The 22,665-nt window shown below is 62.5% G+C and carries 18 protein-coding genes and 4 pseudogenes; 12 read left to right on the forward strand and 10 right to left on the reverse strand.

Going from position 1 to position 22,665, the window contains the following annotated elements; translation table 11 throughout:
• Together QOC89_RS21300 and QOC89_RS21305 are read left to right on the forward strand one after the other, a co-directional pair.
• Positions 1-233 (forward strand): annotated as a pseudogene (locus QOC89_RS21300) (transcriptional regulator); the annotation flags it as partial.
• Positions 234-340: 107 nt separating this feature from the next.
• Complete coding sequence (locus QOC89_RS21305; RefSeq protein WP_323046826.1) at positions 341-1,591, forward strand: MFS transporter; 1,251 nt, start codon at positions 341-343, stop codon at positions 1,589-1,591.
• A gap of 105 nt (positions 1,592-1,696) precedes the next feature.
• On the opposite strand, the gene QOC89_RS21310 is transcribed toward QOC89_RS21305, so the two are convergent.
• Entirely contained in the window at positions 1,697-2,302 is a 606-nt protein-coding gene (locus QOC89_RS21310) for a peroxidase-related enzyme (RefSeq protein ID WP_323046827.1), read from the reverse strand.
• Positions 2,303-2,632: 330 nt separating this feature from the next.
• Here QOC89_RS21310 and QOC89_RS21315 point away from each other — a divergent pair, with 330 nt between their 5' ends.
• Positions 2,633-3,652: a VTT domain-containing protein gene (locus QOC89_RS21315; RefSeq protein WP_323046828.1), complete on the forward strand. Its 1,020-nt coding sequence runs from the start codon at positions 2,633-2,635 to the stop codon at positions 3,650-3,652.
• 60 nt (positions 3,653-3,712) lie between these two features.
• Here the strand turns inward: QOC89_RS21315 and speB are convergent, their stop codons facing one another.
• Genes speB through QOC89_RS21330 form a run of 3 tightly spaced genes read right to left on the reverse strand, consistent with a single transcriptional unit; the run spans position 3,713 to position 5,506 of the window.
• Positions 3,713-4,675, reverse strand: a complete 963-nt coding sequence (speB, locus tag QOC89_RS21320; RefSeq protein ID WP_323046829.1) for an agmatinase — start codon at positions 4,673-4,675, stop codon at positions 3,713-3,715.
• Positions 4,672-4,914 (reverse strand): hypothetical protein, encoded by a 243-nt coding sequence (locus tag QOC89_RS21325; RefSeq protein ID WP_323046842.1) that lies wholly within the window; start codon positions 4,912-4,914, stop codon positions 4,672-4,674. Before QOC89_RS21325 ends, speB begins: the two co-directional genes overlap by 4 nt.
• Before the next feature lie 40 nt (positions 4,915-4,954).
• A complete protein-coding gene (locus tag QOC89_RS21330; protein WP_323046830.1) occupies positions 4,955-5,506 on the reverse strand; it encodes a cupin domain-containing protein in 552 nt (183 codons plus the stop codon).
• Between the two features lie 421 nt (positions 5,507-5,927).
• On the opposite strand from QOC89_RS21330, the gene QOC89_RS21335 reads away from it, so the two are divergent.
• From QOC89_RS21335 to QOC89_RS21380, 8 genes and pseudogenes are all read left to right on the forward strand, one after another.
• Positions 5,928-6,149, forward strand: a complete 222-nt coding sequence (locus tag QOC89_RS21335; protein WP_407945944.1) for a hypothetical protein — start codon at positions 5,928-5,930, stop codon at positions 6,147-6,149.
• Between the two features lie 332 nt (positions 6,150-6,481).
• On the forward strand, positions 6,482-7,276 hold the full coding sequence (locus QOC89_RS21340) for a gamma-glutamyl-gamma-aminobutyrate hydrolase family protein (RefSeq protein WP_323046831.1): 795 nt from the start codon (positions 6,482-6,484) through the stop codon (positions 7,274-7,276).
• Positions 7,277-7,308: 32 nt separating this feature from the next.
• Complete coding sequence (locus tag QOC89_RS21345) at positions 7,309-8,643, forward strand: glutamine synthetase family protein (protein ID WP_323046832.1); 1,335 nt, start codon at positions 7,309-7,311, stop codon at positions 8,641-8,643.
• A 61-nt stretch (positions 8,644-8,704) separates the two neighbouring features.
• Positions 8,705-10,144, forward strand: coding sequence for an aspartate aminotransferase family protein (locus QOC89_RS21350; RefSeq protein ID WP_323046833.1), 1,440 nt, complete (start codon positions 8,705-8,707; stop codon positions 10,142-10,144).
• A gap of 289 nt (positions 10,145-10,433) precedes the next feature.
• A pseudogene (locus tag QOC89_RS21360) lies at positions 10,434-10,669 on the forward strand (hypothetical protein); the annotation flags it as partial.
• A 454-nt stretch (positions 10,670-11,123) separates the two neighbouring features.
• A complete protein-coding gene (locus QOC89_RS21370) occupies positions 11,124-11,834 on the forward strand; it encodes a DUF969 domain-containing protein (RefSeq protein ID WP_323046834.1) in 711 nt (236 codons plus the stop codon).
• On the forward strand, positions 11,831-12,781 hold the full coding sequence (locus QOC89_RS21375) for a DUF979 domain-containing protein (RefSeq protein ID WP_323046835.1): 951 nt from the start codon (positions 11,831-11,833) through the stop codon (positions 12,779-12,781). Before QOC89_RS21370 ends, QOC89_RS21375 begins: the two co-directional genes overlap by 4 nt.
• A gap of 10 nt (positions 12,782-12,791) precedes the next feature.
• The gene (locus tag QOC89_RS21380; protein ID WP_323046836.1) at positions 12,792-13,802 is read left to right on the forward strand and encodes a DUF2891 domain-containing protein; all 1,011 of its coding nucleotides are present in this window, start codon (positions 12,792-12,794) and stop codon (positions 13,800-13,802) included.
• A gap of 151 nt (positions 13,803-13,953) precedes the next feature.
• Here QOC89_RS21380 and QOC89_RS21385 read toward each other — a convergent pair whose 3' ends face one another.
• Complete coding sequence (locus QOC89_RS21385; protein ID WP_323046837.1) at positions 13,954-14,379, reverse strand: PRC-barrel domain-containing protein; 426 nt, start codon at positions 14,377-14,379, stop codon at positions 13,954-13,956.
• A gap of 268 nt (positions 14,380-14,647) precedes the next feature.
• Between QOC89_RS21385 and QOC89_RS21390 the strand changes: the two genes are divergently transcribed.
• Positions 14,648-17,014 carry a DNA polymerase II gene (locus tag QOC89_RS21390; protein WP_323046838.1) on the forward strand — a complete coding sequence of 789 codons (2,367 nt, stop codon included), beginning with the start codon at positions 14,648-14,650 and terminating at the stop codon, positions 17,012-17,014.
• A 74-nt stretch (positions 17,015-17,088) separates the two neighbouring features.
• Here QOC89_RS21390 and QOC89_RS21395 read toward each other — a convergent pair whose 3' ends face one another.
• The 5 genes and pseudogenes from QOC89_RS21395 to QOC89_RS21415 form a co-directional block, all read right to left on the reverse strand.
• The gene (locus QOC89_RS21395; RefSeq protein ID WP_323046839.1) at positions 17,089-18,558 is read right to left on the reverse strand and encodes an MFS transporter; all 1,470 of its coding nucleotides are present in this window, start codon (positions 18,556-18,558) and stop codon (positions 17,089-17,091) included.
• A gap of 152 nt (positions 18,559-18,710) precedes the next feature.
• Positions 18,711-19,214: pseudogene (locus tag QOC89_RS21400) on the reverse strand (aconitase family protein); the annotation flags it as partial.
• A 426-nt stretch (positions 19,215-19,640) separates the two neighbouring features.
• Positions 19,641-20,459 carry a DeoR/GlpR family DNA-binding transcription regulator gene (locus tag QOC89_RS21405; protein WP_323046840.1) on the reverse strand — a complete coding sequence of 273 codons (819 nt, stop codon included), beginning with the start codon at positions 20,457-20,459 and terminating at the stop codon, positions 19,641-19,643.
• Positions 20,460-20,550: 91 nt separating this feature from the next.
• On the reverse strand, positions 20,551-21,900 hold the full coding sequence (locus tag QOC89_RS21410) for a gluconate:H+ symporter (RefSeq protein WP_323046841.1): 1,350 nt from the start codon (positions 21,898-21,900) through the stop codon (positions 20,551-20,553).
• A gap of 86 nt (positions 21,901-21,986) precedes the next feature.
• Positions 21,987-22,665, reverse strand: a pseudogene (locus QOC89_RS21415) (homoserine dehydrogenase); the annotation flags it as partial.

Here is a 22,665-nt window from a genome sequence, read left to right on the forward strand (position 1 = left end):
TCGGCAGACGGCCGCTGGTGGACCGCGATCTCGCCAGCGGTGCGCTCGTCGAAGCCTGCCCACAAACGGTCGCCTCTTCCACCGCCTACTGGTTGGTGTGCGCGCCGAACGCGGATAGCGCGGAGCATCGCCCCGAACTATCCGACTTCAAGCGATGGCTGCTCAGCGAGGCGGCGCCGTTCGAGAATTCGTCGGATGACCCCAACCCGGTAGCGGGCCACGCCAACCACTGAACCCCACATCCGCCCGTACAGGTGAGCCGCGCTCACCTGTCGTCAAAATCTTTTCTTTTGCCGCTTCTGATGCTCGCTGCGACCATGGTGTCCAAGGAGATCAGAACATGTCCACCACCGATAGCAAACGCTTCGCCTTCCCGGTCAATCAGACCATGGTCGTGGTCGTCGCCGGCGCGCTGATTCTGAGCGCCGCGATGGGGATCCGGCAGACCTTCGGCCTCTTCATCGGGCCATTCTCGTTCGACCGCGGCCTGCCCGTCACGCTGATCGCTTTCGCCATCGCGCTGCACAACCTGGTGTGGGGCTTCGCGCAGCCGTTCGCGGGCGCCGCCGCGGACCGCTACGGCTCGGCGCCGGTGGTCGCCTTCGGCGCGACGACCTTCGCGGCGGGCCTGGGTGTCGCGGCGGTGGCGCCGTCGGGCCCGATGCTGATCGTCGGCATGGGTCTGCTGGTCGGCATCGGCATCAGTTGCACGACCTTCGGCGTGGTGTTGCCGGCGGTCGGCCGCATCGCCTCCCCGGAAAAACGCAGCATGGCGATGGGGCTTGTCAGCGCGGGCGGCTCGGCGGGACAGGTACTGATGATCCCACTCGCGCAGAGCGTTCGACTCCACTCGGGCATCGCCACGTCGCTCTTCGTGCTGGCCTTCCTGATGCTGCTGATCGCGCCGCTCGGCATCGTGCTCGACCGGCGCGCGGGCGTCGGCCTGCAGGTCGGACAGACGCCCGCCGTGCCGCTTCGCAAGGTCTTCGCTCAGGCAGCCCGGCATCGCGGATATCGGCTCCTCACGCTAGGCTTCTTCACCTGCGGATTTCAACTCGCGTTCATCGCCACCCATTTGCCCGAATATCTGACGCTCTGTCATATGCCTGTCGGGTTGGGCGCAACGGCGCTCGCGCTGATCGGCCTGTTCAATATGGTGGGGAGTTGGGGATGCGGCTGGCTCGGCGGACGCTTCCGGCAGCATCACGTGCTCGGCTGGCTTTACCTGATTCGAAGCGTGACGATCGGCGCGTTCTTCCTGCTGCCGAAGACCTCTGCGTCCGTTGTCATCTTCGCGGCCGTGATGGGGCTGACCTGGCTCGGCACCGTGCCGTTGACGAGCGGGCTCGTAGCGAAGGTGTTCGGCACGCGGCACCTCGGCAGTCTGTTTGGAGTCTGCTTTCTTAGCCATCAGATCGGCTCGTTTCTGGGAGCGTGGCTCGGCGGGCTGGTGTTCGATCTGACCGGTTCGTATTCGCTGCTGTGGGAAGCCACCGTCGCCGCCGGACTGATCGCCGCGCTGCTGCATTTTCCGATCGACGACAAGGCGGTCGGTTCGCCTGCGATGCGAGACGAGCTGGTGAGGGCTTGAGGGCTTAGAGGCTTAGAGGCTTAGGGGCCCGAGGGCTTGTGGGCTTGAGGGCTCCGCAAGTACGCACGGGCGCCGCGAGCCCCCTGCCCGCTCGCTGCTCCGCTGCTATTTTCGCGGCGCGTCCGCTGCCGCTTTCGGCACACGCCCCATCAAATAGAACTCGTCGTTCGGACGCATCGAAATGACGTTGGCCATCCGGTTCGACAAGCCGAAAAATGCCGTGATGGCGGCGATATCCCAGACGTCTTCATCAGAAAAGCCGTGCTCGCGCAGGGTCTGAAAATCGGCATCGTCGACCGTGCCGGATTCGCGGCAGACCTTCAGCGCGAAATCGAGCATCGCCTTCTGGCGCGCCGTAATATCCGCCTTGCGATGATTGACGGCCACCTGATCCGCAAGCAACGGCGCCTTTTCGTAGATACGCAGAATCGCGCCGTGCGCGACCACGCAATACAGGCATTGATTCACCGCGCTCGTGGCGACGACGATCATCTCGCGCTCGCCTTTGGTCAAACCGCCCTCTTTCAACATCAACGCGTCGTGGTACGCAAAAAAGGCGCGAAATTCATCTGGCCGGTGCGCCAGCGTCAGGAATACGTTCGGCACAAAGCCGGCCTTCTGCTGGACCTCAAGAATGCGGGCGCTGATGTCGGCCGGCCATTCGCTCGGCTCAGGCACGGGATAGCGGCTGATTGGGTGAAGGTTTGCCATGCGGTGTCTCCGTTATGTCTGTATGCGCATGACGATTGTAGCAATGCCGGCGTTTAGCCCGCCCGGCAGCGCCGTTTTGCCAACCTGTGCTTAAATCCCATGTCGGCCTGCTGTCTTTGTGTCGTCTCGCGGAGCGGGTGCGTGTGCGGGTGCGGGTGCGCGTGGGCGGGTGGTTGGTGACCGACGGCAGGCGGCAGGCGGGAACGGAACATGCGCGGCTTGCCCGTGCCCGTGCGGTTGCGGTTGCGGTTGCAGTTGGCGTTGCCTGTTGGGCACCAGCCGGCCCCGAACAGATTCAAATCCCTTCAGTGCATCAAGAGGAGCGCGGTTGTGTGGCATTTTCCGGTTGCTATTCCACCTTCGCTGGGTGTGTGGGCCGTCTTCATGAGCGTGCTGATCACGCAGCTCGGCGTGCCGATTCCGGCGGCGCCCATGCTGATCCTCGGCGGAACGATGGCGGCCATGGGACAGACCTCTTACGCCAGCGTGATCGTCGCCGCTGTCAGCGCGACGATGATTGCGGACGCGTTGTGGTTCTTCACCGGTCGCGCTTACGGCCGGCGTTTGCTGAATCATCTGGTGCGCTTCTCGCTCTCGCTCGACAACACCGTACGCGTCGCACGCAATACCTACGAACGGTACGGTGCGCCGATTCTCACCGTTGCGAAGTTCCTGCCCGGCCTCGGCCTGATCTCGGCGCCACTGCTCGGCACAACGCCGATCAACGTCGGCGTGTTCCTGCTATGGGATTTCGTCGGCGCAGTGCTATGGGCTAGTGTGTGGGTGATCGGCGGCGCGGCGCTTCACGATCAGATCGTGCAACTCGTTCTGCTCGTGCGCCATAACGGCGGTACGATTTTCGATGCGTTCGCGGTGATTTTCGTGGCCGTGCTCCTCTACCGCTGCGTAAGGCGCTGGCAGTTCCGCCGCTGGCTCGCGCATGTGCGCATCTCGCCGGAGCAGCTCGATGAAATGATGAACTCCAACGAGCCGCCGCTGATTCTCGATGCACGGCCGCGCAGCATACGGGCGAAAGAATCGCACCGGATTGCCGGCGCACAGGTGCTGGATCTGGAGTCGCCCGAGCCGCTGCATCCCGAGTTGCTGAAGCGGCCCATTGTCGTGTATTGCGTCTGTCCTAACGAAGCGACCGCCAAGCGGATCGTCAACCAGTTGCATCGAAAGAATATCCACCATGTCAAAGCGCTCAAGGGCGGCCTCGACGCATGGGAAAAACGCGGCTATCCGGTCGAACCGCTGCCGCCCGACTTCGAGACGGCAATGGCCCATATGGCGGAAGACGAAGGCGACGAGGGCGAATACACCGTGCGGGCGAGATTGGCGAAGTGACGGCCTCTGCGACGATGGTCCGTGCCTGAAGGCCGCCTGATCGGTCGAGCCGGAACGTGCCTAACGTTCCGCCACTTTCCGCTGCCGCCACAGACACAACAGATCGCACGCGATATGCGCGGCGGCAATCGCCGTGATCTCGCTCTGGTCATAAGCGGGTGCCACTTCCACCACGTCCGCGCCCACCAGGTTCAACGCACCCAGTCCGCGCACAATGGCCAGCCCCTGCGCCGACGACAAACCGCCCGCCACCGGCGTCCCCGTGCCCGGCGCGAACGCCGGATCGAGACAGTCGATATCGAAGGTCAGATACGCGGGCCGCTCGCCGACAATCGACGTGATCCGCTCCACCGCCGCGCGCGCACCATGTTCGTGGACCCACGCGGCGTCGAGGATATTGATCCCCATGAAGTCGTCGTTCCACGTGCGAATGCCGATCTGCACCGAGGTCTTCGGATCGATCAACCCGTCCTTCACCGCTTTGTAGAACATCGAGCCGTGATTCAGGCTGTCCGGACTGTCATCGGCCCACGTATCGCAGTGGGCGTCGAAATGAATCAGCGAGAGCGGCTTGCCGTATTTTTCCGCATGCGCAATCAGCAGCGGATACGTGATGTAGTGATCGCCACCGAGCGTCAGCATCTTCGCGTCCGAGCGCAGGATCGTGCGTGCATGCTCGACGATCGATTCCTTGATCGTCATGGGATTGTGCGCATCGAACCAGCAGTCGCCACAATCGGTGACGGCGAGATCGTCGAACGGATTGAAGCCCCACGGATACGGGTGCAGTTCCGACAACTGCACGCTCGCGGCGCGCACGGCCGCCGGGCCGAGACGCGCGCCCGAGCGGAAAGTGGTGGCCAGATCGAGCGGCACGCCGGAAACCACGACGTCGACACCGTCGAGTTCGCGCGTGTACTTGCGGCGCATGAACGACAACACACCCGCATAGGTGTTTTCGATCGACGAGCCATAGAGCGACGAACGGCGGATCGCGCCGTCGCCGTAAACGAGTTCAGTCATGGATGACCCGATACCTGATAAACATGCCGGCGCCGCACGCGAGGCGTCGAGCTAATACGTGCGACGTCCGGTCCCGGATTCATTGGGAACGCGGCGGCTGCGTTTCTGCAACCCGCTGCCGCGCTGGCTTGCGAATCCTTTAGCGCAGCCGCACCAGGATCGAGCGGATTACCCGGCGTGTAGCTGCGCGCCGCGGCGATCAGCTTGTCGAGGAACACGTCCTTGATGTCGCGATGCATGTGGCCTGGAAATGTGTCGCAGCGCGTTGGCGCGGAGTCTCTAGAACGTGGGCGGCGAATTGGCCGACACGATCTCGCAGAGATGCTCCGCGCTGGGATTGCGAAACCGATGCGGTAGACGGCTTTCGAAGTAGTAGCTGTCACCGGGGTCGAGCAGCCACGTGACCCCGTCCACCGTCAGTTCGATCTGACCGCTGACCACCACGCCGCCCTCGTGCCCTTCGTGCTCCAGCATCTCCGGCCCGGTATCCGACAACGGTTGATAGACCTCACGCAGAATGCCCATGTTGCGACCTTTCACACTGGAGCCCGCGAGATAGAACTCGATCGACTCATTGCCGAGATTCGGCATGTCGGCGCGGCGCGACACGACCGAGCGCTCCACCTCGACTTCAAACGTGAAGAATTCGGCGAGACTCATGGGTATGCATTCGAGCAGCTTCTTCAGCGACCCGACCGAAGGACTCACGCGGTTCTGTTCAATCAGCGAGATCGTGCCGTTCGTCACGCCCGCCCGCTTGGCCAGTTCGCGCTGAGACAGGCCGTTCTTCTTGCGGATGTATTGCAGACGGGTCGCTACTTCTATAGACATCGCTGGATTCTCTGACAGAGGGAAATGGTCGGAACGCTCGGCGAGAGCAAAGCGCTGTGCGCGAGTGTTGAATATTCTAATCACTTTAAACTTTGCGCCGCTGGGGAAAACCCCTGCAAGGCTTCCGAAATATGAATAGCGCAACGAACGTTCCCATGGCGCGGGCTTCCGGCGCGACCTCCGGGAAAGCCCTGATAAATCTTTCATAAAAATGATTTGACGGCTTTAATGGCTCGTATACGATGGTTCACAGGCGATCGTCATGCCGACGTCACAAAGCACGAAACGGTGTTTTTTGATGCAGCGAACCCAGTTCGCATCGGCTTGAGGCAATCATCCCAGCGTCATGTTTCTTTAAACGCCCCGTGCGTTTTTTCGAGCAGGCGTTCAATACTTTCAACGTCGCTAGTCGAGTGTAATCGTGAGAGTCCGAGGCCCTTTGGTGAGATGGAATCGTAGTCAGGCGAGTTGTCCTCGCGCTGACGGCGCCATCGCCGACGGCAGCAACGGCAGCCTTACGTTCCGCCGCTTCCTGTCCGTCTTCACGATCCTGTCCCGCCGTTCAGTTCGACGCCACAACTCCATCTCCGCGCGCGCCTTCATTGCCGTGCGCACGGACGAAGTCGCCTCGCTGCTGCCGTAGCGCCTCCCCCCTTTTTCGCCGTTCGATTTGTCCGTTTGTGTGAGCGCGCTCTGTTGAGCCATGCGTTCGTGCAGGTGCGGTGCCGTCCGCCGCGTGCGCACGTCATGCACTTCATGCACGTCATGCACGTCATGCGGATCAGAGCAGTTGCGCACCGCAGCGGATCGAATCGAACGGCCTACCCGGCTACCACGCGCGGCGCGTTCATCTGACGACGGCCGCCTGCACTACCCCGGTGGCTTGACGCCTTGCGTCCGGCTGCGGAATCGTGCCGCGCTGTGTTTAACGTTGTTCATGCCGCGTCCCGCGGGGAACACACAGGTCTATCTGTTATGCGAAACAAACCCCTGGTCGGCATCAGCGCCGACAGAACGATGATGGGAGTCCATCCGTCGCACGTCACCGGTGAGAAGTACATCGCCGCGATCGTGGATGGCTCGCAGGCGCTGGCCATGTTGTTGCCGGCGCTCGGCGAGCGTCAGTCCACTGCGGACGTGCTGGACGCCGTCGACGGCCTGCTGTTTACCGGCAGCTATTCGAATGTCGAGCCGCACCGCTACGGTGGCCATCCCAGCGCGCCGGGCACGCTGCACGACGCCGCACGCGATGCGACGACGCTGCCGCTTCTGCGCGCGGCGATCGCCGCAGGCGTGCCGGTACTGGCGGTATGCCGGGGCTTCCAGGAAATGAACGTGGTGTTCGGCGGGACGTTGCATCAAAGCGTTCACGCGGTGGACGGCTTGAACGACCATCGCGAGAACAAGGAAGACGACCTCGACGTGCAATACGCACCGTCGCATTCGATCACGCTGACACAGGGCGGTTTGTTGCAGCGCCTCGCGGGCGGCACGAATGAAGCGCGTGTGAATTCATTGCACGGTCAAGGCGTCGAGCGGTTGGGCGTGGGTCTGGTGGCGCAAGCCATCGCGCCGGACGGCTTGATCGAAGCGGTGAGCGTGAACGATGCGCGTGCCTTCGCGCTGGGTGTGCAGTGGCACCCGGAATGGAAGCATGCCACCGACGCGCTTTCCACCGCGATCTTTCGAGCCTTCGGCGACGCCTGCCGCGATCGAATGCGCACCAAGGCCGGCCATGGCGCGGCATCCGCCGCTGCCACGCATGCCTGAGCCGGTCGCGCACCAAAACCGAGAGAATAACCATGCATGAAATCGACGACTTCCTGAAGAAGAACCGCGTCACCGAAATCGAAGCAATCATTCCGGATATGGCCGGGATCGCACGCGGCAAGATCATTCCGCGCAGCAAGTTCGAATCTGGCGAGTCCATGCGCTTGCCGCAGGCGGTGATGATCCAGACCGTCACAGGCGACTATCCGGAAGACGGCACGCTCACCGGCGTCACCGACCCGGACATGGTGTGCGTGCCCGACGCCAGCACCATCCGCATGATTCCGTGGGCTGTCGATCCGACCGCCCAGGTGATTCACGATTGCGTTCACTTCGACGGCACGCCCGTCGCGATCTCGCCGCGCCGTGTGCTGCGCCGCGTACTCGAACTGTACAAGGCCAAAGGCTGGAAGCCGGTCATCGCGCCCGAGCTCGAGTTCTATCTGGTCGACATGAACAAGGACCCGGATCTGCCGCTGCAACCGCCGATCGGCCGCACGGGCCGCCCGGAAACCGGCCGTCAGGCGTACTCGATCGAAGCGGTCAATGAATTCGATCCGCTGTTCGAAGACATCTACGAGTACTGCGAGGTGCAGGAACTGGAAGTCGACACGCTGATTCACGAAGTCGGCGCCGCGCAGATGGAAATCAACTTCATGCACGGCGATCCGCTGAAACTCGCCGACAGCGTGTTCCTGTTCAAACGCACGGTGCGTGAAGCCGCGCTGCGTCACAAGATGTATGCGACTTTCATGGCCAAGCCGATGGAAGGCGAACCGGGCTCGGCGATGCACATGCACCAGAGCCTCGTTGACGAAGAAAGCGGCCACAACCTGTTCACGGAACCGGACGGCAAGCCCACGTCGCTCTTCACCGGCTATATCGCCGGCTTGCAGAAATACACGCCGGCGCTGATGCCGATCTTCGCGCCGTACATCAACTCGTATCGCCGACTGTCGCGCTTCATGGCCGCGCCGATCAATGTCGCGTGGGGTTACGACAACCGCACCGTAGGTTTCCGGATTCCGCATTCGGGGCCCGCCGCGCGCCGCATTGAAAACCGTATTCCGGGCGTGGACTGCAATCCGTATCTGGCGATTGCCGCGACGCTGGCCGCCGGCTATCTCGGCATGACGCAAAAGCTCGAAGCCACCGAGCCGCTGCTGAGCGACGGTTACGAATTGCCGTACCAGTTGCCGCGCAACCTGGAAGAAGGCTTGACGCTAATGGGTGCGTGCGAACCGATCGCCGAAGTACTCGGCGAGAAATTCGTCAAAGCCTACCTCGCCTTGAAAGAAACCGAATACGAAGCGTTTTTCCGCGTGATCAGTTCGTGGGAACGCCGGCATTTGCTGCTGCACGTCTAAGACCAGGTTCAAGGTCCCTGTTAATGACGTCGCCCGCAAACGCATAAAAACTGGAGGCAGCATGAGCTATGGAACAGAAGAAGTCGCTTACGTGCAACCGGCCCAACCTGCCGCGAACCCACAAGCCGCACAGCAACCACGCAGCACCGCCGAATACCGCGCACTCGACGCCGCGCATCACATCCACCCGTTCTCGGATATGGGTTCGTTGAATCGCGCCGGCAGCCGCGTGATCGTCAAAGCCCAAGGCGTGTATCTGTGGGATTCGGAAGGCAACAAGGTCATCGACGGCATGGCCGGCCTGTGGTGCGTGAACGTCGGTTATGGCCGCAAGGAACTGGCCGACGCCGCGTACAAACAGATGCAGGAACTGCCCTACTACAACACGTTCTTCAAGACGACGCATCCGCCGGTGATCGAACTGTCGGCGCTGCTCGCGGAGCTCGCGCCGGAACCGTTCAACCACTTCTTCTATTGCAACAGCGGTTCGGAAGGCAACGACACCGTGCTGCGCATCGTCCATCAATATTGGGCGACGCAAGGCAAGCACTCGAAGAAGTTCGTCATCTCGCGCAAGAACGGTTATCACGGTTCGACGATCGCGGGCGGCACGCTCGGCGGCATGGGCTACATGCATGAACAGATGCCCTCCAAGGTCGAGAACATCGTGCATATCGACCAGCCATATTTCTTCGGCGAGGCCGAAGGCAATCTGACGCCGGAAGAATTCGCGCTGGCCCGTGCGCAACAACTCGAAGCGAAGATCCTCGAGATCGGCGCGGACAATGTCGCCGCGTTTATCGGTGAGCCTTTCCAGGGTGCGGGCGGCGTGATCTTCCCGGCCTCGACCTACTGGCCGGAAATCCAGCGCATCTGCCGCAAGTACGACATCCTGCTGGTCGCGGACGAAGTGATCGGCGGCTTCGGCCGGACCGGCGAATGGTTCGCGCATCAGCACTTCGGCTTCGAGCCGGATCTGATCACGCTGGCCAAGGGCCTGACGAGCGGCTATGTGCCGATGGGCGCGGTCGGCCTGCATGATCGCGTGGCCAGCGCGATCATCGAAAACGGCGACTTCAATCACGGCCTCACCTACTCCGGCCACCCGGTGGCCGCGGCGGTGGCACTCGCCAATCTGAAGCTGCTGCGCGACGAGAAGATCGTCGAGCGCGTCAAGACCGACACGGGTCCGTACTTCCAGAAGAAGCTGCGCGACACCTTCGCCAACCATCCGCTCATCGGCGAAATTGCCGGCGCGGGTCTGGTGGCCGGTCTGCAACTCGCAGAAGACCCGCAAACGCGCAAGCGTTTTGCCAATGGCGGCGATGTCGGCACGATCTGCCGCGACTTCTGTTTCAACGGCAACCTGATCATGCGCGCCACCGGCGACCGGATGCTGCTCTCGCCGCCGCTCGTGATCACGAAGCTGGAGATCGACGAAATCGTTTCGAAGGCCAAAAAAGCCATCGACGCGACTGCACAACAACTCGGAATTTCGTAACGGCAGTTCGTTCCGGCAGGAGCACAGCCACGATACGCGCTCATGCCGGTTCTTCACATCAAGGGAAAAAACCATCAGCGTTTGTCATTCTGGACGTCAGCTTCGTCATGCGGTCGCGGGGGCCGCGCTTTTCGCCTTCGCGGGTTTTGCGGCGTTGTCGGTCACGCCGGCCCTTGCGGCCGACACGGAATTGAATGTGTACAACTGGTCGGACTACATCGCGAAGGACACGATTCCGAACTTCGAGAAGCAGGACGGCATTCACGTCAAGTACGACAACTACGATAGTCCGAACTACTTCTATGTGCAGGGCTTTTCGGGGCATGACGTGGCGTTGACCGGGATTGCCGGACGCGTGATTGCAAAAGCCATGGCGGGTGAAACGGCGGCTTTCGATCTATTCGCGCAGTTGCGGCATGCACGCTTCCCAGCGGCCCGGCGCTGCGTGGGCCGGCGCTCGAACTCGGGATGATGTATCACCGGATCCTGGAACTGTTCCAGGCGCTGATCCGGCGGTGTGGTTAACACATGCCGATACGCAAGCGCTTCACCGCCGCTGCGGCCCAAACATACGTCCCAACGCGCGCGCATGTTCCTTGACGACGGCATCGGCCGTTGGACGATGAAGCAGCGCGATATCCATCGTTTCGATTGAAGGCAGCCCGCTTTTCGACGTCGGCACGACGTGATCCGCCGTCACCGCGCGCCTGCCGCGCTCCGGCATTCCCACCTGCCCTCGTCGCACGCGTTCCGCCCGGACGCAGCCCCTTATGGCCCTGGCGTTTACCCGTGAAACCCATTTTGCCGACTATTTATCGATAAATTATCGTGTTAGATTTCGTCGCCCGCGAACCGTTGCAACCTGGCGCAACCCGCCACACACCCAATGCAACCGGCTCTCGCCAAGCGTCCAAAGCGGCACGCGCAGCGGCAAAACAACAACATAGCAACGACCTAGCAGCGACACAGGAGAAACACAATGTGGGTTTTGATTGGCGTGCCGATCGTGGTACTCGGCTTTGCATTGCGCTTCAACGCACTACTGGTGGTGACGATCGCGGGGATCGCCACCGGCGTGGCCGGTGGTTTGCAATCCGTGGAGATCGTCAGCGCCTTCGGCAAGGCGTTCGCGGATAACCGCTACATGGGCCTGATCTGGCTCACGCTGCCCGTGATCGCGCTGCTCGAACGCAACGGCCTGAAAGAACAGGCCAAACACCTGATTTCACGTTTGCACGCCGCCACCACGGGGCGCGTGCTGATGCTGTATTTCGTGATTCGCCAGATTACCGCCGCGCTAGGACTCACGTCGCTCGGCGGACATGCGCAAATGGTGCGGCCGCTGATCGCGCCGATGGCCGAGGCAGCCGCCGCCAATCGCTACGGCGAGCTGCCCGACGCGGTACGTCAGCAGATTCGCGCGAATGCGTCGGCGGTGGACAACATTGCTGTGTTCTTCGGCGAAGACATTTTCATTGCGATCCAGTCGATCCTGCTGATCAAGGGCTTCCTCGAACAGAACGGCGTCATGGTCGAACCGCTGCAGGTGTCGGTGTGGGCCATTCCCACCGCGATCGCCGCACTCCTGATTCACGTCGTGCGCCTGATGCTGCTCGACCGCAATCTGTCGCACAAGATGACCACGTTGGGCGTGGAACGGGCCCAGGCACGAGGTATCGCACAATCATGATCAAACTCGAATCCCTCTACGTGCTGGCCGGTTTGATGTTTGCCGCGTTCGCGCTCTTCAATCTGCAGGACCGCTCGAATCCGCGCCGCGTCGTCAACTTTCTGTTCTGGGGCATTTATGCGGTCACCTTCATGTTCGGCGCAGAACTGCCGCATTTCGTGACCGGCTGTCTCGCCATCGCGCTCGCCCTGATCGCCGGTTCCGGCAAGCTGGGCAAAGGCAAAACGGACGCCAGCAGCGAAGCGGCCGCCGCGCGCCGCGAAGCGAAAGCACAGCGCTTCGGCAATAAGCTTTTCATCCCCGCGCTGCTGATTCCGATCATCACCTTGCTCGGCACCTTGACGCTGAAATATGTCCCGTTCGTCGAAGCGAAGAACGTCACGCTGATTTCGCTGGTGCTCGGCACGCTAGTCGCGTTTGGCACGGCGCTGTTCATGTTGCGCGACTCGCCGGTGCACGCGCTGAAAGACGCGCGGCACACCATGGACACCGTGGGTTGGGCCGCCATCCTGCCGCAGATGCTGGCCGCCCTCGGCGCGCTGTTTGCGATTGCCGGCGTGGGCCATGTGGTGTCGGATCTCGTCAAGACCTGGATTCCGGTCGACTCCGCTTTCGCCGTGGTCGCCGCCTATACATTCGGCATGGCGATCTTCACGATGATCATGGGTAATGCGTTCGCGGCCTTTCCGGTCATGACGGCAGGCATCGGCTTGCCGCTGATCGTGCATCAATTCCATGGCAACCCGGCGATTCTCGGCGCCATCGGCATGCTGTGCGGCTTCTGCGGCACTTTGATGACGCCAATGGCGGCCAACTTCAACATCGTGCCGGCTGCGCTGCTGGAGCTGAAAGACCAGAACGGCGTGATCAAGGCGCAATGGCCGACTGCTTTACTATTGCTGATCGTCAATACCATACTGTTGTATCTCTTCGTATTCCGCTTTTGAGGAGGCGCCGATGACTGTTCAACTCACTCCCGAATTCGCGTCCAGATTCGCCAATCTCGCACTCGCCCACCTCACGCGCGAGTATCCGAACAAGCTGACGCACTCGCTTGACGGTCCGCAGGACGTGCAGGGGCCGCGCGCCTTGCATCCGATTTTTTACGGCAGCTACGACTGGCATTCGTGCGTGCATGGCTACTGGCTGATCCTGCATCTGCTCGAGCGCTTTCCGGATCTGCCTGAAGCGGAGCGCATCGTCGCGGTGGTCGACGGGCACTTCACCGCCGCGAATGTGGCCGGCGAGCTGGCCTATCTCAACCTGCCGCACAATCGCGGCTTCGAGCGCCCGTATGGCTGGGCATGGTTGCTCGCGCTAAGCGCGCAACTTGAGTCGCTGAAGCGCTCGGAAGCCGCACGCTGGTCCAAAACGTTCGCGCCGCTTACCGAGTTCTTTGTCGAAAGCTTCGAGGAATTTCTGCCGAAAGCGACCTACCCGTTGCGCGTCGGCACGCACTTCAACATGGCATTCGCGCTGGCGCTCACGCTCGATTTCGCGCGGCAAACTTCGCGCGAATCGCTCGAGGCGTTGCTGGTGAATACGGCCGAGCGCTGGTTTATGAACGATGTCGCCTGCCAGGCCTGGGAGCCCGCCGGCGACGAGTTCCTGTCGCCTTCGCTGATGGAAGCGGAGTTGATGCGGCGCGTGTTGCCGCCCGCGCAATTCGTCGAATGGTTCCAGCGCTTTTTGCCGGAGATTGGCGCCAAAAAACCCGCTACGCTGTTTGAGCCGGTTACCGTGACCGACCGCACCGACGGCAAGATCGCACACCTGGACGGCCTGAATCTGAGCCGCGCATGGTGCCAGCGGTCGCTGGCCCGCGCATTGCCCGCCGGTGACGCGCGCCGGACGGTATTGTTCGATTCGGCCGAGCGCCATCTTCTGAGCGCCCTGCCGCACGTGGCCGGCGACTATATGGGCGAACACTGGTTGGGCACGTTCGCCACGCTTGCTCTGGAAGCTTGAACAACGGGCCGACAAGGCCCTCACTGAAGACAAAAACGGCGCTGCGAGTGTGAATCGGTTTGGGCAAACTACCAATTCGCGCCGCAAGCGCCGTTTTTCTTTTGCCGCGAGATTCGGGTGCTGCCTGTTACTCCAGGCACGACCCCAGGGATTACTGAGCGGTCAGCTTTTTAGGCTTCGGCGGCGATTGAACCTTGTTGTACTGAAACTCGGGCGTCGCCTTCAACGCATCTTTAGTCGCGCCTGCCAGATAGAAATTGCCTGAACGAATATCGAGCGCAGCGACGGGAACCGCTACGTCGTGCGACGCCACGCCGAGGAATCCACCCGCCGAGACGATTGCAGCGGACAGCGAGCCGTCGGGCGCAACCACCAGATCGCGGATCGAACCGATCTTTTCGTTCTGGTCGTTGTACACGGCCTTGCCGAGAATGCTCTTCTTCACACTCCAGCCGCTCAGCAGGGCATTCGACTGCGCGACCGTGACGCTCAGGGGTTGCGTGCCGGCAACTTGTGCCTGTGCACCAAAACTGCTTGCAGCTACCGCGACTACAACAACAAGTTTGCTCACATTCATATCGCTCACTCCGTTCCTGGTAGACTTGACCGGCATAGGCACTGCGCCGGAGGAATCGCTGCAAGGCGATCATACAGACTACGCGGCCCATCTGCATCCAGACTGCTTTGCGCCAATGCCCGGACTCTGCGCAGTCCTACCATCCTGCGGCGGCAGGCTTGCATCACTGACCCGCCAACCCGGCTGCGATCGCGTCTATATAGCCACTGCAACAACCGCATAACGGTAAAATCGCGTCAGGCGCTGACGCCCGTTTAGAGGTGGTAGTTTGACTGAGCTTGAACAGGGTTTCATCTTGACCCGACATTGGCGGGATACGCCCGCCGGCACGGAAGTCGATTTCTGGCTGGCAACCGACGGCGGGCCCCGGCACATCCGCCTGCGGCCCCAGCCTTCGGTGGCCTTCATTCCCGCCGCGCATCGCGAGCGCGCGGAAACGGTTCTGCGCCGCGAGGCGCCGCTCGATCTGCGCCCGCTCGATCTATGCGACTTCCAGCATCGTCCGGTGATGGGACTTTACTGCCCGCAGTACCGGCAATTGACGGGCTTCGAGAAACGCCTGAAACAGGGCGGGGTCGACGTCTACGAGGCCGACATCTTCCCGCCCGAGCGCTACATGATGGAGCGGTTCATCACCGCGCCTGTGTGGTTCAGCGGCGACGCGCAAGCAGACGGCCCGCTTCTGAACAGTGAATTGAAGCCGGCCACGAGCTACCGGCCGCCATTGAAGCTGGTCTCACTCGATATCGAAACCAGCGCGCACGCCGAACTCTATTCCATCGCGCTCGAAGGGTGCGGACAGCGTCAGGTCTATATGCTGGGACCGCCGAACGGCGAGCCCGGCGATCTCGACTTCGACCTCGAATACTGCGAAACCCGTGCCCAGTTGCTCGAAAAGTTGAACACGTGGCTGGCACGGCACGACCCCGACGCGATCATCGGCTGGAACCTCGTGCAATTCGATCTGCGTGTGCTGCAACAGCATGCCGAACAATATCGCGTGCCGTTGCGCCTGGGCCGCGGCGGTGCGGTGATGGAATGGCGTGAGCACGGCCACAAGCAGAATCATTTCTTCGCGGGTGCCGCGGGAAGATTGATCATCGACGGCATTGAAGCGTTGCGCTCGGCCACGTGGAGCTTCCCTTCGTTCAGCCTCGAACACGTCTCGCGCTCGGTGTTGGGCGAAGGCAAGGCGATCGACAATCCGTACCAGCGCATGGACGAAATCCAGCGCCGTTTCGACGAGGACAAGCCCGCGCTCGCGCGCTACAACCTCAAAGATTGCGAGCTGGTCACCCGTATCTTTGCGAAGACCGAATTGTTGCCGTTTCTGCTGGAGCGCGCCACGGTCACCGGCTTGCCCGCGGATCGCAGCGGGGGATCGGTCGCGGCGTTCACGCATCTCTATATGCCGCGGATGCATCGGCAAGGCTACGTCGCGCCGAATCTCGGCGACGTAGCCGGTGCCGCGAGCCCCGGCGGTTTCGTCATGGATTCACGGCCCGGTCTCTACGATTCCGTACTGGTGCTCGACTACAAGAGCCTGTACCCGTCGATCATCCGCACGTTTCTGATCGATCCGGTAGGTCTCGTGGAAGGCATGCGGAATCCCGCCGACAACCATTCGGTGCCGGGTTTTCTCGGCGCACACTTTTCGCGTACGCGCCATTGTTTGCCGTCGATCGTCGGCCAGGTGTGGCAGGGGCGCGAAACCGCCAAACGCGAGCACAACAAGCCGCTATCGCAGGCACTGAAAATCATCATGAACGCGTTTTACGGCGTGCTCGGATCCACGGGCTGCCGGTTCTTCGACCCGCGTCTCGCGTCGTCGATCACCATGCGCGGCCATGAAATCATGCACACCACGCGTGAACTCATCCAGGCGCAAGGCTACGAGGTCATTTACGGCGACACGGATTCGACCTTCGTATGGCTGAAGCACGCGCATAGCGAAGAAGAGGCGAGCCGCATCGGCCGTGCGCTGGTCGAGCATATCAACGCGCAGTGGCGGGACAATCTGCAAACGCGTTTCGGCCTCGACAGCGCACTCGAATTGCAATTCGAGCGACACTACAAGCGCTTTTTCATGCCGACGATTCGCGGCGCCGAAGAAGGCAGCAAGAAACGCTATGCCGGCCTGACCGTTTTGCCGGACGGCAGCGAGGAGATCGTCTACAAAGGGCTCGAAACCGTGCGCACCGATTGGACGCCGCTCGCCCAGCAGTTTCAGCAGGAACTGTACCGGCGAATCTTCAAGCAACAGCCCTATCAGGATTATGTCCGCGACTATGTGCGCGACACGCTGGAAGGAAAACTGGACGATCAGCTGGTGTACCGCAAGCGGTTGCGCAGGCCGCTCGGCGACTACGAGCGAAATGTTCCGCCGCATGTGCGCGCGGCCCGCGTGGCCGACGAATTCTACCGGCAGCAGGGGCGCCCGTTGCAATATCAGAACGGCGGCTGGATCAGCTACGTGATGACGACCGCCGGACCGGAACCGCTCGAAACGCTGCGCTCGGCGATCGATTACGAGCACTATCTGACACGGCAGTTGCAACCTGTGGCCGATGCAATCCTGCCGCTATTGCGCGACGACTTCAACACCCTGGTGTCAGGGCAGAAACAGTTGTTCTGAGCCGGTGCCAGCGTCGCGTTGCAAGTTAGCAAGTTGCAGCGCGGCGCCGGTTCACCGGTGGTCCGGGGACTACTTCACTTCGAAATCTTCTCCAGCTCGAGCCCCTTCGTACGCGGCCCCATCAGGCCGATCGCCAGCATCACGATCAGCATCGCGCCGGCGATGAACACGAATACGCCTGAGGTGCCGAAGTGCTTCAACACCGAGGCAATCAGAAAGGCCGTGAAAATCGCCGAAAACCGGCTCCATGAGTAAACAAAGCCCACCGCGCGCGCACGGATGCTGGTGGGAAAAAGCTCGCTCTGATAGGCGTGAAAACTATACGAAATGATATTGCCCGCCAGCGTCAGACATACGCCGAGGCTCACCAGCAACACGGCGCCGGACGCCTGACTGAACCAGAGGCCGCACACGATATTCGCCGCTGCCATCACCACGATCACCGTCTTGCGCTCGAAGCGGTCGCCGATAAAAAGGCCAATCACCGGACCGATAGGCGCGGCCAGCGCAATCACGCTCGAATACATCAGGCTCGTGGTGATCGTAATGCCCTGCTTGATCAGGAGTGTCGGCACCCAGTTCGCAAAGCCGTAGAAGCCGACTGTCTGGAAGATATTGAAGATCGTCATCATCAGCGTGCGGCTGCGGTACGGCGGCACCCACATATCGCGGAAGCTGCCGCGCGGCGCGACCGGCACCGGCGGCGCGGGCGGCGGCAATTCGCGGCCATACTCTGCACGCACTTTCGCTTCGAGCTCGCTCATCACGCGATCGGCTTCCGCAAGACGGCCTTGTTGCGCGAGCCAACGCGGGCTCTCCGGCAACGCGCGGCGGATCCACCACACGAACAGCGCGCCGTGTGCGCCGATCAGCACCACCCAGCGCCAGCCGTCGAGTCCGAACAGCGTGCGCGGCACCAGCAGATAGGACAGAAACGCGACCACCGGCACCGCGGTAAAACCGACGGCCTGCTCGCACGCGAACGCGCGGCCGCGAATCTGTTTAGGCACCAGCTCCGAGATATACGTGCCGATCGTCACCAGCTCGACACCGATGCCGATGCCCGCCACGAAGCGCCAGAAATTCAAACCCGTGGCCGTGTCCTGAAACGCCATCACGACATTGGCCGCCGTGTACCACAGCAATGAATACGTAAACACGGCGCGGCGTCCGAAACGATCCGCCAGAAAGCCGCATGCGATCGTGCCGATGAACAGCCCGCTGAACAACGCCGCGATAAAACTCGCGACGCCGGTCGAGCCGAACAGGCCGTGCGTGGTCGCCGTCAGCAGGCCGCTTTTGACGAGGCCAGGCGCGACGTAGCCCGAGTACAGCAGATCGTAAAGTTCGAAGAAGAAGCCGAGGCTCAGCAGCACCACCAGCTTCCAGATGGAACGCGTGGCGGGCAGCCGGTCGAGCCGCGCGGAGATGCTGCCGGCATCGAGCGTGGCGGACGCCGCAGATGCAGCAGCAGTCGCGGTGGCGGATGAAGCCGCGCCGCCGGCGCTGCGCGCGACGGGCCCGGTCTGATCGGGGGATGCCATGGTGTTTGTCTCCTGGTAATGCGGGTCATGCTGGCGTTGCACGATGATGCACGCCGGGGCCGGTCCCGTGCCGGCCTTTCGTATAGTCGTACTTTCGTACTTTCGCGCGTGACGCGCACCACGATGCCGGGCCGCAAGGTCCGGCCAGCATTCTAGCCGTGTGTGCGCTTCAATTGTTCGAAGGTGGTGATTTTTCCGGCCAGCGCGCTCGCCGCGACGGTGTACGGGCTCGCCAGCCACACATTGCCCGGCCCCGAACGGCCGGGGAAATTGCGGTTGATCGCGCTGATCGTCACCTGGTTCGCCTCGGCCGATTGCCCCGGTCCGCAATTCGCGCACGAGCCGCAGCCCGGCATCACGAGCGTCACACCGGCGCGCTCGAACACCGGCAAATAGCCCTGACTCTCGCAATACGCGCGCACCGCCATGGTGCCGAATTGCAGGAACAGACGCGTCCCGTCTGGGACACGCAAACCCTGCTCCACGCCCCAGCGCAAGACCTCGTGATAGAAGTCGAAGTCTTCGCGCTTGCCCGCCGTGCAGGAGCCGCCATACGCGATATCGATCGCGACGTCCTGCTCCAGTTGCGCCGGCACCCCGTTGCCCGGGTCGCCCGGACGCGCGAGCATCGGTTCGATGGCGGTGGCGTCGATGCGCTGCGCGCTATCAATGCCGGGATGAAGATGGCGTTCGATGATCTTTTTGACGAGTGTCTTCGGGCCGGCGGCGTTCGGGGCGTTTGTGGCGTTTGTGGCGTTCGGGGCGTTCGGGGCGTTCGGGGCGCTTGTAGTCTCCCGCACACACGGCGCCGGCCAGTCCGCGAACTTGCTGTACGCAAGCAGGCCGCCGCTACGAATGATCTGCTGCGTGAGGGCATCGCGGCCTTTGAGAAACTCGTCGATCGGCACTGTCTCACCCGCGATCAGGTGGTCAAGCACGGAGAAATCCGTGGTCGTGAGAATGCCGATGTTGTCGCAGTTCTGCTGATAGATGCGCTCGAAACTCTCGGCAACGATTGCGGCCGGCGCCGTCGAGCGCTTAAAAACGCCCACCGTCCCCACCCGACGACATGCGCCGCACGCTCACTCGCCCCTGGCGATCGTCAGATCGACGCCGGCTTCGCGGATCCCCACCGCGGCCGCTTCAGTCAATCCTTCGTCGCTGATCACGTGGTCGAACTGTTCGAGCCCGGCGACTTTGTACAAGCCGAACGTGCCGTATTTGGAACTGGTCGCGAGCAATACCGTTTGCGCCGCAGCCGCCATGGCGGCCTGTTTGACTTCCACTTTCGGGGCGGACGGCGTGGTCACGCCGCGCCGCAAATCCCACGAACTGGCGGAGATAAACGCCACGTCGACCGCGATGTGGCGCAGCGTGGCGGCGGCGAGCCCGCCCACGCCCGAGCGATTCGCGTGGTCGAGCATGCCGCCGGTATGGATCACGTTCACATGGGTCGCCTCGGCCAGCTCCTGCACGATCGGAAAGTCGTTCGTGACGACCGTCATATCGCTCAAGGCAAGGATGTGCGGCACGAGGGTCAGCGTGGTCGTGCCCGCATCGAGATACGCCGTCATGCCGGCACGCAGGAACGCGGTCGCGCACACGGCTATGGCCTGTTTCTGCGGTTGCTCGATCAGCGCTTTCGACTGGTGACTCGGCTCACTATTCAACTGGCTCGCAATCCGTACCCCGCCCGGAACGGAGTACACCAGCCCGGCCTGTTCGAGCACGGCGATATCGCGCCGCACCGTCATGTGCGAGCAGTCGAACATGACCGTGAGTTGATGGACGCTCAACACTTTGTGGCGTCGTAACTGACGCAACATCGATTCGCGCCGTTGATCCGGAATCAGCGGTGTGTCGAGCGCGGCGGACGCGCCGGGTTCGGAGTGACTGGGCATGGCAGATCCTGAATGCGAACTGTGACGCGCCGTGCTCAACCTGAGCGGGATGACACGGCGCGATCCCATCTTAACGGATTGACTTCGACGCCTAGCGGATGACTGTCTCGAGCAGCAGCACCCCGGCCAGCCCGACGAACGACTGCAACGTCAGCATCAGGGTCCACGTCCGCAAGGTCTGCGCAACGGTCAACTGGAAATACTCCTTGAAAAGCCAGAAGCCGGAGTCGTTGACGTGCGAAAGCATCACCGCGCCCGAGGCCGTCGCGAGCACCATCAGTTCAGGCGAGACGCCCGGATGCGAGAGCAGGAGCGGCGCGACGATACCGCTCGCGGCCACCGTCGCCACCGTGGCGGAGCCGACGCAGATGCGCAGCAACGCCGCGATCGCCCAGGCGAGGATGAGCGGATTGACGGGCCAGCCCGCGGTGTGGTGCACGATGATCGCGTCGAGATGAATCGCGCTGAGCATCTGCTTGAAACCGCCGCCCGCGCCGAGAATCAACAGGATCACGCCGAGCGGCCCCAGGCCTTTGCTCGCCATTTTCTGCACGTCGACCAGCGTAAAGCCGCCGCGCACGCCCAGGGCGAAGAACGCGAAAATCACCGCGGCCAGCAGCGAAAGAATCGGGTCGTTGACCGACTGGAACAGGATATAGGCGAGACTTCCCTTGACGCTGTATGCCATTCCCATCGTACCGACCAGCATCAATCCCGGCGGAATCAGCACGCTCGCCACGGAGAGCACCAGCGACACCTGCGGACGATTCGCCGCCGGCTCGCTGGCCGCAACCGGTCCCGTATCCAGGTCGGGTGCCGGACCGAAATAAGGCCGTATGACGCGGGTGAAAAGCGGACCGCAGATCACCGCGGTCGGAATCGCAATCAGCAAACCATAGGCGAGCGTGAGTCCCGTGTTCGCGTGATAGGCGACCACCGCGAGCATCGGCGCCGGGTGCGGCGGCAACAGACCATGCGAAACATAGAGACCGGCAGCGAGCGGCAGACCGATGTACAGCAGATGGCTGCCGGTACGCTTGGCCACCGTATAGACGAGCGGCGCCAGCATGATGAAGCTGACGTCGAACAGGTGCGGCATGCCGATCAGCAAGGCCGCGGCGCAGACGGTCCACGGTGCGTAGTAGATGGGCCGCGTGCCGATGAAAGCATTCGCAATGCGGTCGGCGCCGCCGGTGCCGATCAGAATGCCGCCCAGCAGCGCCCCCAGGCCGACCACCGGTCCGGTACGCGCCAGCGCGCCGCCGAAGCCTTTGGCGAAAGCGTCGACCGTATGTTCAGGCGTGACGCCCGAGACGATACCGAGACCAATCGCGGTCAGCGTGAGCGCCACGAACGGACTCAGCTTGAACCGCGCAATCAGAACCACCAGCACCGCAATGGCGATGACCGCCATGACGATCGTTACTGCGTCCCCGTGCATACCGTCTCCTTGTTTTGATGTTCACCACCGCTGGCGAATGGCTTGCGCCGGCGGCGTCATGCTTTTCTGCCGGACGGCGAGCCGTCTCAGGCCGGCGTGAAACCGGCCTGCCATGCTGACAGCAGTTCGGCGTCGTAACCTGCGATGTCGTCGACGCTCAGCAACGCGCCGGCCTTGACGTCGCGCGCGAGCGTCGCATGCGCGGCCAGATACAACGGGGCGATGTCGCGCGGCGCGTCGTTGCGGGCGATCAGCACGGCCTGCACACCCGTCACGTCGTGATGATGGCCGCCCATCTTCAGCACGGTGCCGGCCGGCAGATCGACGCTCGCGCGCCCGCCGAGGATCGTGCACTGGCGCGGCGTTTCCGCCCCCGACGGCCGGCCGTGCAGCACGGCGTCGAGCAGCGAGATCGGCGTTTCGACGCCCATGAAGTGATACGGCAGATACATGCACGCGTAGCGGCCATTGCGGCTCACCACATGGCCCTTCTGCGCCAGCAGCGCCCAGGTCGGCGCGTCGTGCGTGCGGACCACCACGAACACGCCGCCGGCGAAACTCGCCTCGTCCGGCAGACGCAGCATGTTGAACACGTCGATCACGCCGCGCTTGCCGAGCACCCCGCCATCCTCCTGAAGCGCGTAGATGTCCGCGAGTTCGACCGTGCGGGCGACCGGGTAATGCAGCAGTTCGACGTCGGGAATCAGATCCGTGCTGGTCGCGACCACCGCCATTTCGCAGTAGTCGGCGGTGGCCGAGGTCTTG

It is taken from the genome of Paraburkholderia sp. (genome assembly GCF_034668105.1).
Classification (GTDB): Bacteria; Pseudomonadota; Gammaproteobacteria; order Burkholderiales; family Burkholderiaceae; genus Paraburkholderia.